Raw genomic sequence first — 12,571 nt, 5'->3', positions numbered from 1 at the left:
CCGAATCATGGAGCCGCTGTCGCATCATCTGCTGACCCAGGCCTACAACAATGCCTGGGCCAATCACCGCCTGTACAAGGCTTGCCTGCAACTGACCCAGGACGAATTCGTCGCCCCGCGTTGCAGTTTTTTCCCATCGATCAAGTCCACCCTCAACCATCTGTTGACGGTGGACTGGTTCTATTTGCACATGCTCGAATGCGAGCAGCGCGGGGAAACACCTACCCCGGATGCAGAGCGCTTTTTCGAGCCGGAACAGCCGTTCGCCACCTGCGCTGACCTGCATGCCGAGCAAGCCCAGGCAGACCATCGGTTGATCAGCTATTGCCAGGGATTGCGTGATGACCAGTTGGCCCGGTATGTGAACATTGCCCGTCCTCAGCGCATGCAACGCGAGCCTCGGTTGCGCCTGCTGGCGCATTTGTTCGAGCACCAGATCCATCACCGTGGCCAAGTGCACGGGATGCTCAGCAACACCTCGGTGAGACCGCCCCAGCTGGACGAGTTCTTCTGCGAGGAGGAAGCCGGGTTGCGGGCGGAGGATTTTGCCGAACTTGGCTGGACCGAAGCACAGATCTGGAAGAACTGAGCCGCCCGTGGGAGGGGCCTCGCATCGCGAAAGGCCCGCCCGGCAGCCCCACGGCGTAGCGGGCGGAGTGAGAATCCTTGCCGCTCGATCGTGACAGTTAGCCACTCCCACAGGCGTCTGCGTTTACCGGGTCAACGCCCCAGCCATTCGATCAACGCCTTGTGAAACTGCGCCGGCTCCTCGATCTGTGGCGCGTGTCCCAGCCCGGCGAAGGTCACCAGTTCGCCTTGGGGGATCATCTTGGCCACCTGCGGCCCCAGCACTTTGTACTGGCCAAGCTTGGCTTTTACATCCGTTGGCGCGATATCGCTGCCGATGGCCGTGGTGTCCTGATCGCCGATCAGCAGCAACGTCGGCATCTTCAGGTCCTTGAACTCGTGATACACCGGTTGGGTGAAGATCATGTCGTAGATCAGCGCCGAGTTCCATGCCACACGTTCATGCCCAGGCCCTGTGTTCAACCCCACCAGCATCTGCACCCAGCGTTCGTACTCGGGCTTCCAGCGCCCGGCGTAATAGGTATTGCGCTCATACTTGCGCACACCGTCGGCATCGAGCTTCAGCTCTCGTTGGTACCACTGATCGACCGTCCGGTAAGGCACGCCTAGGGCTTTCCAGTCCTCCAGGCCAATGGGATTGACCATGGCCAGGCGTTCGACTTGCTGTGGGTACATCAAGGCGTAGCGGGTGGCGAGCATGCCGCCTGTGGAATGACCGAGGATGACCGCCTGCTTGATGCCTAACTGGGCGAGCAGCGCCTGGGTGTTGTCGGCCAGTTGCTGGAAGCTGTACTGGTAGTGGGCAGGCTTGCTGGAGCTACAGAAACCGACCTGGTCGGGCGCGATGACCCGGTAGCCAGCCTGGCTCAGGGCGTCGATGGTGGTTTCCCAGGTGGCGGCGCAGAAGTTCTTGCCGTGCATCAGCACGACGCTGCGGCCATTGGCTTGCCCCTTGGCAGGCACGTCCATGTACCCCATCTGCAGGCGCTGCCCCTGGGAGGTGAAGTCGAAATGCCTGAGCGGGTAGGGGTACTGGAAGCCTTCGAGCTGTTGACCGTAGGTGGGCATTTCAGCGGCGAGGGCCGGGCCCGTCATCAGGCAGGCCAGGGCCAGGGCGGTTGCGCGCAGCATGGGGGCACTCCGTGTAGGGCCATGTAGGAATGGGCGACTGTAGCAGTCGCTTGCCCTGATGAAACGTTAAAGGTGTTACCAGGCGTGAAACCAGCCCAGCGTGATCATCGCCAACACGGTGTAGCGACCGGCCTTGGCCAGGGTCACCAGCAACAGGAAACGCCAGAAGGGTTCGCGCATGATGCCGGCGATCAATGTCAGCGGGTCGCCAATCACGGGCATCCAACTGAGCAGCAGCGACCATTGTCCCCAGCGTTGGTAGCGCTGCTGGGCACGCTCCAGTTGCGCGGCGCTGAAAGGGAACCAGCGCTTCTCGCGCAGGTGCTCGATGGCGCGGCCTAGCAGCCAGTTGACCACCGAACCGAGCACATTGCCCAAGGTTGCCACCGCAAGGAGGGTCGCCCAGGTGTCGGGCTGGCGCAGCAGCAACCCCACCAGCACGGCCTCCGACTGTAGAGGCAGCAGGGTCGCTGCGCCAAAGGCGCTGAGAAACAGCGCCCAGAGGCTGAGCATCAGTAGTTGGCGACCACGGTGTCCTTGCCGCCCTGGGTCACCCCGATGACCTGGTAAGGGTCCTTGTGATCGCCCATTTCCATACCTGGCGAGCCCATGGGCATGCCGGGTACTGCCAGGCCTTTTAGGTCAGTGCGCTTGGCCAGCAGGCGCACCTGCTCGGCCGGCACATGGCCTTCGACGAACTTGCCGTCGATCACCCCGGTGTGACACGACGCCAGGCGCGGTGCGACGCCCAGGCGCTGCTTGACCGCGCTCATGTTCGGCTCGACATGGTCATTGACGGTGAAGCCGTTGTCGCGAAGGTGGCTGATCCAGGCTTTGCAGCAGCCGCAGTTGGGGTCGCGGTAGACGTCGATGGTTTCGGCTGCCTGGGCCAGGCCTGTGAAGGCCAGCAGTCCCAGGGTGATCAAGTGTTTACGCAGCATGAGGGTTCAACTCCTTCTAAGACGCAGCCGCATGCCTGTCATCACAGGCGTCGGTTCCAGGCCCGGCGGTAGGTCAGCAGCATAGCGTAAGCCGCCTCCCGGCGCAGCGCGCACGTCGTCAGCTCGCCTGCTCGTCCTGGCCAAGGTCACGCATCAGCAGGCCGAACGACAATGGGACCTGCTCAGGAATGGGCAGGTACACGATGTGGCCATCCCCCGGCGCCACGTCGATGGCCCGTTGCTGCCGGTTGTTCAGGCGATGGAGGTCGAAATGATAATTGCCACGCGGGGTCATCAGCTCCAGGTGATCGCCTACGGCGAAGCGGTTCTTCACCTTGACCTCGGCCAGCCCATCAACGCGCTCGCCCGTCAGCTCGCCAACGAACTGCTGGCGCTCGGACACCGAGTTGCCTCGTTGGTAGTTCTGGTACTCGTCGTGAACATGGCGGCGCAGGAAACCCTCGGTGTAGCCACGCTGTGCAAGGGATTCGAGGTTGCCCATCAGGCTTCGGTCGAAGGGTCGGCCGGCCACCGCGTCGTCGATGGCCTGGCGATAGGATTGCACCGCGCGGGCACAGTAGAAGTGCGACTTGGTCCGGCCTTCGATTTTCAGCGAATGCACCCCCATGGCGGTCAGCCGCTCGACATGCTGGATAGCGCGCAGGTCCTTGGCGTTCATGATGTAGGTACCGTGCTCGTCCTCGAAGGCGGGCATCGCCTCGCCCGGGCGGTTGCTCTCCTGCAGCAGGAACAGCTGGTCGGTAGGGGTGCCCAGGCCGAGTGTCGGTTCGACCAGTTGCACGATGTCGCCGGTGGCGTTTTCAGTGGCCGGCTGGGCGTCGTACTTCCAGCGGCAGGCATTGGTGCAGGTGCCTTGGTTGGCATCGCGCTTGTTCAGGTAGCCCGACAACAGGCAGCGGCCAGAGTACGCCATGCACAGGGCACCGTGGACGAACACTTCCAGTTCCATCTCCGGCACCTGCTGACGGATTTCCGCGATTTCCTCTAGCGACAGTTCACGGGACAGGATGACCCGACTCAAGCCCAATTGCTGCCAGAACTGCACACTGGCCCAGTTGACCGTGTTGGCCTGTACCGACAGGTGCACCGGCATGTGCGGGAAGTGCTGGCGCACCAGCATGATCAGGCCCGGGTCGGACATGATCAGCGCATCGGGCGCCATGTCGATCACGGGCGCAAGGTCTTTGAGGAAGGTCTTGAGCTTGGCGTTGTGCGGGGCGATGTTGACCACCACGTAAAAGCGCTTGCCCCGGGCGTGCGCCTCCTGGATGCCCAAGGCCAGGTTGGCGTGGTCGAATTCATTGTTGCGCACGCGCAGGCTGTAGCGCGGCTGGCCGGCGTAGACCGCATCGGCGCCATAGGCGAAGGCATAGCGCATGGTCTTGAGGGTGCCGGCTGGGGCCAGCAATTCGGGCTTGGCGAATGAGGTCATGTGCGCACCGGGGCAAAAGCGGCGGATGCTAAGGCTCGGCTCGCGGCTGCGTATTGATTTGAATCAACGCCAGGGTGGCACTTTTCCTGTGATGGCCTGCACTAACAACCAGGACACTCAAGGAATCACCATGAACGAAACCGCCCTCCAGAACAGAGCCCTGGCCGTACTCCTGACGTTGGTGTCGGTCGCTTTCGCGTGGATACTACTGCCCTACTACGGCGCCATCTTCTGGGCGGTGATTCTCGGCATCCTCTTCGCGCCTTTGCAGCGCCATCTGCTGATCCGCTTCGGTCGGCGTCGTAACCTGGCCGCCGCGGCCACTTTGCTGGTATGCCTGATGGTGGCCATCTTGCCGGTGATCATCACCAGCGCATTGCTGGTGCAGGAGGGGGCGGCGTTGTACCAGCGCATCGAGAGCGGTCAACTGGACATCGCCGGCTATGTCGAGCGCGGCCGGGACATGCTGCCCGCCTTCGCCCAGCAAGGGCTGGACAGGATGGGCATGGGTAACTTCGACGGCCTGCGCGAGAAAATCACCAAATGGGCCACCCAGGGCAGTCAGGTACTGGCCAGCCAGGCGTTCAACTTCGGCCAAGGCACCTTCGAATTCCTGATCAGCTTCGGCATCATGATGTACCTGCTGTTCTTCTTCTTGCGCGAGGGGCCGGAGGTGGCTCGTCAGGTACGGCTTGCGGTGCCGTTGCCCGAGCACCAGAAGCGCCGTCTGCAACTGAAGTTCAACCGCGTGGTACGGGCGACGGTCAAGGGCAACGTGCTGGTCGCGATCACCCAGGGGGCGCTGGGCGGATTCATCTTCTGGGTGCTGGACATTCCCAGTGCGCTGGTATGGGCGGTGTTGATGGCGTTCCTGTCGTTGTTGCCGGCGGTGGGCGCGGGCATTGTCTGGGCACCGGTGGCGGCGTATTTCCTGCTTACCGGAGCGATTCTGCAGGGCGCGATCCTGACGGCATTCGGGGTGCTGGTGATTGGCCTGGTGGACAACCTGCTACGACCGATTCTGGTGGGCAAGGACACCCGAATGCCCGATTACCTGATCCTGGTGTCCACCTTGGGCGGGCTGGCGGTGTTCGGGCTCAATGGGTTCGTGATCGGGCCGTTGATCGCGGCCTTGTTCGTCTCCAGTTGGGCGATTTTCGCATCGACCAAGCCGAAGGTGCAGTTGCCGCAGTAGGGCAGGCCGAATTATCGGAAACTGTACGAAACGCCTGCATACACGCTGAAACTTTCGCCGGGTGTGGAGCGGGCCTTGTCCAGTCCTGTGTCGTCGTAGCCTGGTGTAACCGTGGCGGCATAACGTTTGTTGGTCAGGTTGCGCAGGTCAAGCCAGGTTTGCCAGTCCTGCTTGGGCGAATCCCAGCCCAGGCGCGCACCGAGCAGGGCATAGGCATCGGCGGGGTAGCTGTTGGCGTAGTCGACCTGCACCTTCGAGGCCATCTGGGTGTTCACGCCGGCGTAGAAGCCGCCTGGCCAGTCATAACGCAGTTCGGCCTGGTAATAATGCATCGGGATGCCGGGCAGGCGGTTGTCGCCGAACGTGTCGTCATCGCGGTAGTGGAAGTCGCTGAAGGTGTAGGCCTGGCGCAGGCTCAACTTGCCGGTGCCGGATTGTTCCCAGAGGATACTGTCCAATGCGGCTTCGACACCTTGGTGGACCGTGGGGCTGGCGTTGTATTCGGCGGTAATGCCGGGGGCCAGTTCCACTGCCAGCAGTTCGTGACGCACCTGGGCGTAGTACCAGGCCAGCTCCCAACGACCGACTCTCGAGTCGCCACGAGCACCCAGTTCCAGTGTTGTGGCTGTCTGGTTTTGCATCTCGATCGGTTGCGTCTTGGTCGGTGCGCTCCAGATCAGCGACCACGGATGTGGCGGCTCAACCGAGCGGCTGAGGTTGCCATAGACCTGTAAGTCAGGACGAATGTCGTAGCGCAGGCCTACACGTGGTGCATAGTCCCAGTCGTGTTGGCTGACCTTCCCGCCTTCGGCAGGATAGGTCACATCGCTCTCGCGTCGGGTATAGATCATCGCCAGGCCAGTGGTCAGCCAGAGGTCCGGGACCAGCTCCAGGTCGTTGCCGGCATGCAGCACGGTGTCCGAGCCCTGATAGCTGAAGTCGCGCGTGCGCTCGCCAACTATATCGTTCACCCGCGTGAATTGTGATGCGCCGCTGTTGGGCAGGTGTTTGGTGGTGCGCCACCCGATGGTCGTCTTGCTCTCATGGCCGAACAAGGTGTCCCGACGGAAGTAGTTGAGCGTGCCACTGACATCGGTGTAGGCAACCTTCAGGCGCATTGCGCCTTCACGCAAGTCCATCGGGTAGTCGTGATAGACCAGCCCTGCTTCCAGGCGTGAGTCGTCGTCCAGGAAGAAGGTGGTTTTGTTGCCCACCCAGGTGCTGCCCGGCTGCGGACGGCTGTCATTACGTGACAAGTAACCTGGATTGGCAGCCCGCGGATCATGCTTGATCTGCGCTTTGGTCAAGCGGCCGGCCAACGCGTTTTCGGTTTCTCGGTAGCGCAGGTAGAAGCGGGTTTCCAGGTTGGGATTGAAACGGTAGCCGACATTGGCGGCAATCCCCTTGGCACTGCCGCTGCTGTGCTTCTGATAACCGTCGTATTCCGAATCGGTCAGCGCCACGTAGTAGTCCAGGTTACCCAGCACCTGGCCCGAGCTGATATGCCGGTGCTGGTAACCACGGCTGCCAACCTCGTAGCGCACCTGCAGCGGCGCTGCATCGTACCCTGTGTGGGTCACATAGTTGATCGCGCCGCCCAGCGCCAGGGCACCCTGGTCGAAACCATTGGCGCCGCGCAGCACTTCGGCCCGGCTCAGCCACAGGGGTTCGAACAGTTCGTAGGGTGTGCCGCCGGGACCGGTCAGGGGCAGTCCGTCGAACATCGTGTACACCCCGGAGCCATGTGCCCCCGGTGCACGGTTGATGCCTGAACCGCGAATCGACAGCTTGATGCCATCGTTGCCCGCCGACTGGGCGAATACCCCAGGCTGGTAAGCCAGCACATCCTGATTACTGGCCACCCGGCCCTGACCAACACGCTGCATGTCCACCAGGTTGCTGGCCCCCGGCACCGCCTGCAGGCGTTCGCGGGCGTCGTCCAGCTCGCTTTGCTGCTCGTCATTGATCAGCACCTCGCCCAGTTCAACGGCTGGAGCAGCAGTGGCTTGCTGGCTGAGGGTGAAAGCGGCCAGCAGGCCAAGGCAAGACGAAAGGGGCAAAACGGGGCGCATCCTACAACTCCAGGCGAAAAGCGAACAGGCAACCGCGTTGTGACGAAAGAAATACCGTCCAGAGCACGGGGAATTTCAGTTAATTGCACCGCGCCAATGGAAGACGGTTGTGTAGGAAGCGCGTTTACAAACCCCGCGAGTGGAGCCAGCACATCGCCCTTCGTAAGGTGGGCCCATGGCGACAGCACATCCGGCTGTCGCAACTGGCGATTACTTGTGGAGTTCAATGATGAAAACCAACGTACGGCAGGAACCAGAACATGCTGCGGACACACCGATTCGCCTGACGCCCCGCGAGCATCAGGTCCTGCTGTGGTGTGCATACGGCAAGAGCTCGTGGGAGATCGGTCGAATTCTGCAGTGCAAGGAGTCGACGGTGAATTTCCACGTGTCCAATATCCTGCGCAAATTCGATGTCCCCACGCGTGTAGCGGCTGTGATCAAGGCCATACGCTACGGCATGTTGTCCGAGCAGTGAGGGCGGATCATGTCATCAGAGCGTATGGAAGATTTACCGCCGCCACCCGCGTTGCCTGTCAAGGGGGCACGTTTTCCCGATGGCGATGATCCTTTTTGGCCACGCATCGAACTGTGTTCGCTACGAGAGCGCTTGCGCCTTGGCGGTCAGGTGAGCGAGGCGCGCCTGGCACTGGCGGCTCGCTGTGCGGCGATCAACGCTGCTTCGGAGTTCGCGCACTGGCGCGCCGTACTGCGAGGGCGTGGCTACAAGCGTCTGGAGGACGTAGCAGGGCATGACCATGGAAGGGCGTTGTCGGTCTGCTATCGGCGTTTCGTCGAGGCCGCCGTGATGCGTACTCTTTAATACCAAGCCCGGCGGGCAGGTGGTGTGGAGAACGCCATCATGAGCGAACGCTACCTGCTGGAGGCGGCCAGCGCGGCTTTTCGTGAGGTGCTCAATACAGAGGGCAGGGCGCTGTTCGGTGCGTTGCTGGGAGCTTTGCTGGTCAGTGCCGCGCGAGATCGCTTGATCATCGTCTCGCGCAAGCGCCTGTCGACCCGCAAGCAGATGCTGCTGGTGTTTCTGACGCTGGGCGTAGGCTATCTGTTCGAGCCGTTGTTGCATTCCTTGGTGCCCATGTTGTCACGCGGCATGGCCGCCTTCGTGGCGGCGGTGGTGGTGATTCCGATCAGCCTCAAGGTCATGGTCTGGCTGGATTCTGTGGACCTGCGCGAGCTGCTTCAGCGCTGGCGCCGTCGTGGCTAGCCTTCGATTGGAGTGGGCATGCGCAGCGTCAGCTCGCGCACCTGGCGCTCCAGTTGGTGGATTCGTTGCTTGTCTTCGATCTGCAATTGAATCGCCTGGCGATCGGCAACTGAAAGCGCGCGAAGACGCGCGAGCATGTCGCTCTCCCAGGTCTCGTTTGCCAAGCCCGACGGGCCGTCCTGGTACTCACCCAGCAATAGCCAGTCGAGCGAGCAGCCGCGCTGGCGGGCGATGTCTATGCATAGTGCGTAGGGAATGCTGCCACGCACCTTCCAACTGCTCAGGGTCTGCGGGCTTACCGCAAGGGCCCTGGCCAGCTGCACATCGGTCTCCGAGCCGGTCAGCAGCTTGAGACGTGCCAGCACTGATGCAAATAAAGGGCTACTCATAACAAATATCCACGACTGGTTTAACGACGTTACTTGGGCTTAAACTACTTGTTACGAATAGCAGCCCTGCATTTTGAGGAGATATCCTGACATGAGGAGCAGCATGATGAAAAACCCTTCCTTTTCCGTAGTCAATACTGATGCACTTGGGGGAGCATTCTTACAGCATATCTGTGCAATTAGCGCATGCAGGTATTTGGCGTGAGTACATACAAGCTGGTCTGTCCTCACTGCAACAGTCGAATGCGCATCCGTACCAGCGAAGGACGGCACATTTTCCTGCGTATCGCGTACCTGCAGTGCACCACCGAGGCGTGTGGCTGGTCAGTGAGAGCCGAGTTCGAAATGACCCATGAGCTGTCACCCAGCGGCATGCCGAACCCTGAGGTCCACCTGCCATCGGCCGGCACTGAACTGCGCAAGTCGGCACTCAAGGATGGCAGTGCGGCCTCGCCCGAAAACCTTCGATCGGCCAAGCCCGTTCAGATAACTACAAAACGCAGATAAAAAAACACCCCGCATGTGCGGGGTGTTTGTTTTACCGGTTCGGTCAGCCGAGCAGTTGCAGGCCGGCTTGCTGAACCAGTTCCAGCAGCGGCTGCGGGTACACGCCGAGCACGAAGGCAAGCAGGGCGATTGCCAGCAGCATGACGCCGCCGGTGCGTTGTTCCCACTTCAGCGGGGCATCGTGGCGACGCAGGTTAGGCTCCACCAGGTACAGGGTGACCATGACGCGCAGGTAGTAGTACACGCCGATGGCGCTGCCCAGAACCAAGGCACCGACCAGCCACCACAGTTGCGACTCGACGCCGGTGGCAATGATGTAGAACTTGCCGATGAAGCCGGCAGTCAGCGGGATACCCGCCAGCGACAGCATCATCACAGTCAGCACCGCAGTCAGGTACGGACGGCGCCAGAACAGGCCGCGGTACTCGTAAAGGGCATCGGCGTCACGGCCGCCGTAAGGCGAGGACATCAGGGTGATCACACCGAAGGCGCCCAGGCTGGTGATGACGTAAGTGACCAGGTACACGCCCATGGCTTCCAGGGCCAGGCCCTTGCTGGCCACCAGCGCGATCACCAGGTAACCGAAGTGGGCGATGGACGAGTAACCCAGCAGACGCTTGAGGTTGCTCTGGGTCAGCGCCAGCAGGTTACCGATGAGGATCGAGGCGACCGCGATCACTGCCAGGACGGTGCTCAGGACGCCGCTGCTGGCAGCAGGGGAGAGCATGAACAGGCGCACGACCACGGCGAATACCGCGACCTTGCTGGCGGTGGCCAGGAAGGCCGCTACCGGCGCCGGGGCGCCTTCGTATACGTCCGGGGTCCACAGGTGGAACGGAACCAGCGACAGCTTGAAGGCCAGGCCAACCAGCATCATGCCCAGGCCCAGTTGGGCCACCAGGCTTGGCTTGCCGGTAGCAGCCAGGGCCTTGCCGATCAGGTCGAAGCTCAGGCTGCCAGCGTCGGCGTACAGCAGGGCCATGCCGAACAGCAGGAAGGCCGAACCTGCGGCCGACAGCACCATGTACTTGATACCGGCTTCCAGCGAACGCTTGTTGAAGAAGGCATACGCTACCAGGCCGTAGACCGGCACCGACAGCAGCTCCAGGCCGATGAACAGGCCAGCCAGGTGGTTGGCGCTGACCAGCACGAGGCCACCGAGGGCCGACATCAGCAGCAGCAGGTACAGCTCTTCACGGTTGCCCGGGAAGCCCTTGGAACCCTCGCCCAGATAGGCATGGGCGAGGGTTACGCAGGCCAGTGTCGCCACCAGGATGATCGCCATGTACAGGCAGGCGAACTTGTCGATGGTGACCAGCGAGGTGACCGCCAGCGGCGCGACTTTCAATGCTGGCAGGATCGATAGCAGGGCCAGGTTCAGCCCCACGGTGGACAACAGGAAGGTCTGCGAGTGATTGCGCTTCCAGGCGATCGCCAGCATCACCACCACCGTGGTGATGGTGGTGATCAGCATCGGCGCCAATGCGATGAAGTGTTGAGTGGTGAATTCCATAGCGCTCTTACCGGGCCGAAGCGAGTTGAGTGAAAGCGGAACCGAGCCACTGCTGCACACCGCTCATGGTGGCGGCAGAGGTGTCGAGGAACGGCTGTGGATACACGCCCAGCAGGATCAGCAGCACCGCCAGACCCACGACCATGACCAGCTCGCGACCGTCCATGCCAGCCAGGACGGCGTCGGACTTGGCCGGGCCGAAGTAGGCGCGGTGGATCATGATCAGCGAGTAGACCGAGCCGAACACCAGGCCGGTGGTGGCGATCACGGTGATCCAAGGCACATGCACGAAACTGCCGATCAGGATCAGGAACTCGCCGACGAAGTTGCCAGTACCTGGCAGGCCCAGGGAGGCGGCGGCGAAGAACAGGCTGATCGCGGGCAGGTAGGCGATGCGGTGCCACAGGCCGCCCATCTCACGCATGTCACGGGTATGCAGGCGCTCGTACAACTGGCCGGCCAGGATGAAGAGTGCGGCGGCCGACAGACCGTGGGCCAGCATCTGGATCACCGCGCCCTGCAGGGCTTGCTGGCTGCCGGAGTAGATACCGATCAGCACGAAGCCCATGTGCGATACGCTGGAGAACGCGACCAGACGCTTGATGTCGGTCTGGGCAAAGGCCAGGAAGGCACCGTAGAAGATACCGATCAGACCCAGGGTCATGGCGATGGGCGCGAACTCGGCCGAGGCGTTCGGGAACAGCGGCAGGGCGAAGCGCAGCAGGCCGTAGGCCGCGGTCTTCAGCAAGATACCGGCCAGGTCCACGGAACCTGCGGTCGGTGCCTGGGCGTGTGCGTCAGGCAACCAGGAGTGGAACGGTACCACCGGCAGTTTCACCGCGAAGGCGATGAAGAAGCCCAGCATCAGCAGGTACTCGGTACCGGCTGGCAGTTCGGCCTTGAGCAGGTCGCTGTAGTTGAAGGTGATCACACCGGTGTTGGTGTAGTTGACCAGCACCAGGCCCAGGATCGCCACCAGCATGATCAGGCCGCTGGCCTGGGTGAAGATGAAGAACTTGGTCGCGGCGTAGATCCGGGTCTTCTTGCCGTCCGCGGAGCTGTGACCCCAGAGCGCGATGAGGAAGTACATCGGCACCAGCATCATTTCCCAGAAGAAGAAGAACAGGAACAGGTCCAGGGCCAGGAACACACCGACCACGCCGCCCAGGATCCACATCAGGTTGAGGTGGAAGAAGCCGACGTGACGCTGGATCTCTTTCCAGGAGCACAGTACCGACAGCACACCGAGCAGGCCGGTGAGCAGGATCATCAGCAGCGACAGGCCATCCAGGGCCAGGTGGACGCTGATGCCGAAGCGCTGGATCCACTGGACCTTGTATTCCAGTGCCCAGGCAGGCTCGGCGCCCGGAGCGGGGGCCAGGGTGTAGTCGCCGGTGCCCCACAGCCACAGGCCGATGCCGAGCAGCAGGGACATGGTCAGCAGTGCGATCCAGCGCGGCAGGGTGGCGCCGAAGCGCTCACCCAGCCAGCACAGGAAGCCGCCGATGAAGGGGATCAGGATCAGCCAAGGCAAAATCATGACGGGTTGGTTTCCTT

14 protein-coding genes are annotated in these 12,571 nt (G+C 62.1%); 6 read left to right on the top strand and 8 right to left on the bottom strand.

Going from position 1 to position 12,571, the window contains the following annotated elements; all coding sequences use genetic code 11:
• Nucleotides 1-7: 7 nt before the first annotated feature.
• Nucleotides 8-589 carry a DinB family protein gene (locus tag VXM67_RS17575; protein ID WP_023381241.1) on the top strand — a complete coding sequence of 194 codons (582 nt, stop codon included), beginning with the start codon at nucleotides 8-10 and terminating at the stop codon, nucleotides 587-589.
• 131 nt (nucleotides 590-720) lie between these two features.
• On the opposite strand, the gene VXM67_RS17570 is transcribed toward VXM67_RS17575, so the two are convergent.
• The 4 genes from VXM67_RS17570 to yegQ all read right to left on the bottom strand — a co-directional run bounded on the left by VXM67_RS17570 (nucleotide 721) and on the right by yegQ (nucleotide 4,113).
• Nucleotides 721-1,719 carry an alpha/beta hydrolase gene (locus tag VXM67_RS17570; RefSeq protein ID WP_104881488.1) on the bottom strand — a complete coding sequence of 333 codons (999 nt, stop codon included), beginning with the start codon at nucleotides 1,717-1,719 and terminating at the stop codon, nucleotides 721-723.
• A gap of 75 nt (nucleotides 1,720-1,794) precedes the next feature.
• Nucleotides 1,795-2,232, bottom strand: a complete 438-nt coding sequence (locus VXM67_RS17565; RefSeq protein ID WP_023381239.1) for a YqaA family protein — start codon at nucleotides 2,230-2,232, stop codon at nucleotides 1,795-1,797.
• On the bottom strand, nucleotides 2,232-2,660 hold the full coding sequence (locus VXM67_RS17560; RefSeq protein WP_367237244.1) for a DUF411 domain-containing protein: 429 nt from the start codon (nucleotides 2,658-2,660) through the stop codon (nucleotides 2,232-2,234). Before VXM67_RS17560 ends, VXM67_RS17565 begins: the two co-directional genes overlap by 1 nt.
• Before the next feature lie 118 nt (nucleotides 2,661-2,778).
• Entirely contained in the window at nucleotides 2,779-4,113 is a 1,335-nt protein-coding gene (gene yegQ / locus VXM67_RS17555; RefSeq protein ID WP_023381237.1) for a tRNA 5-hydroxyuridine modification protein YegQ, read from the bottom strand.
• A gap of 130 nt (nucleotides 4,114-4,243) precedes the next feature.
• Between yegQ and VXM67_RS17550 the strand changes: the two genes are divergently transcribed.
• A complete protein-coding gene (locus VXM67_RS17550; RefSeq protein ID WP_023381236.1) occupies nucleotides 4,244-5,308 on the top strand; it encodes an AI-2E family transporter in 1,065 nt (354 codons plus the stop codon).
• Between the two features lie 11 nt (nucleotides 5,309-5,319).
• Here VXM67_RS17550 and VXM67_RS17545 read toward each other — a convergent pair whose 3' ends face one another.
• The gene (locus tag VXM67_RS17545; RefSeq protein WP_027908169.1) at nucleotides 5,320-7,380 is read right to left on the bottom strand and encodes a TonB-dependent receptor; all 2,061 of its coding nucleotides are present in this window, start codon (nucleotides 7,378-7,380) and stop codon (nucleotides 5,320-5,322) included.
• A gap of 229 nt (nucleotides 7,381-7,609) precedes the next feature.
• Here VXM67_RS17545 and VXM67_RS17540 point away from each other — a divergent pair, with 229 nt between their 5' ends.
• The 3 genes from VXM67_RS17540 to VXM67_RS17530 are packed head-to-tail and all read left to right on the top strand — an operon-like array spanning nucleotide 7,610 to nucleotide 8,605.
• Nucleotides 7,610-7,858, top strand: a complete 249-nt coding sequence (locus tag VXM67_RS17540) for a response regulator transcription factor (protein WP_023381234.1) — start codon at nucleotides 7,610-7,612, stop codon at nucleotides 7,856-7,858.
• Between the two features lie 9 nt (nucleotides 7,859-7,867).
• Complete coding sequence (locus VXM67_RS17535) at nucleotides 7,868-8,203, top strand: head completion/stabilization protein (RefSeq protein ID WP_367237243.1); 336 nt, start codon at nucleotides 7,868-7,870, stop codon at nucleotides 8,201-8,203.
• Nucleotides 8,204-8,242: 39 nt separating this feature from the next.
• Nucleotides 8,243-8,605 (top strand): hypothetical protein, encoded by a 363-nt coding sequence (locus tag VXM67_RS17530; protein ID WP_023381232.1) that lies wholly within the window; start codon nucleotides 8,243-8,245, stop codon nucleotides 8,603-8,605.
• Here the strand turns inward: VXM67_RS17530 and VXM67_RS17525 are convergent.
• Nucleotides 8,602-8,994, bottom strand: coding sequence for a helix-turn-helix domain-containing protein (locus VXM67_RS17525; RefSeq protein ID WP_027908168.1), 393 nt, complete (start codon nucleotides 8,992-8,994; stop codon nucleotides 8,602-8,604). The genes VXM67_RS17530 and VXM67_RS17525 overlap by 4 nt on opposite strands.
• 201 nt (nucleotides 8,995-9,195) lie before the next feature.
• Here VXM67_RS17525 and VXM67_RS17520 point away from each other — a divergent pair, with 201 nt between their 5' ends.
• Complete coding sequence (locus VXM67_RS17520; protein ID WP_238546528.1) at nucleotides 9,196-9,501, top strand: ogr/Delta-like zinc finger family protein; 306 nt, start codon at nucleotides 9,196-9,198, stop codon at nucleotides 9,499-9,501.
• Nucleotides 9,502-9,544: 43 nt separating this feature from the next.
• Here the strand turns inward: VXM67_RS17520 and nuoN are convergent, their stop codons facing one another.
• Both nuoN and nuoM read right to left on the bottom strand, forming a co-directional pair.
• On the bottom strand, nucleotides 9,545-11,014 hold the full coding sequence (nuoN, locus tag VXM67_RS17515) for an NADH-quinone oxidoreductase subunit NuoN (RefSeq protein ID WP_023381229.1): 1,470 nt from the start codon (nucleotides 11,012-11,014) through the stop codon (nucleotides 9,545-9,547).
• Between the two features lie 7 nt (nucleotides 11,015-11,021).
• On the bottom strand, nucleotides 11,022-12,554 hold the full coding sequence (gene nuoM, locus VXM67_RS17510) for an NADH-quinone oxidoreductase subunit M (RefSeq protein WP_202675454.1): 1,533 nt from the start codon (nucleotides 12,552-12,554) through the stop codon (nucleotides 11,022-11,024).
• Nucleotides 12,555-12,571 lie beyond the last annotated feature (17 nt).

The sequence above is a fragment of the Pseudomonas sp. Rh2 genome (genome assembly GCF_040762985.1).
Lineage (GTDB): Bacteria > Pseudomonadota > Gammaproteobacteria > Pseudomonadales > Pseudomonadaceae > Aquipseudomonas > Aquipseudomonas taiwanensis.
This window is presented reverse-complemented; position numbering and strand designations above follow the sequence as displayed.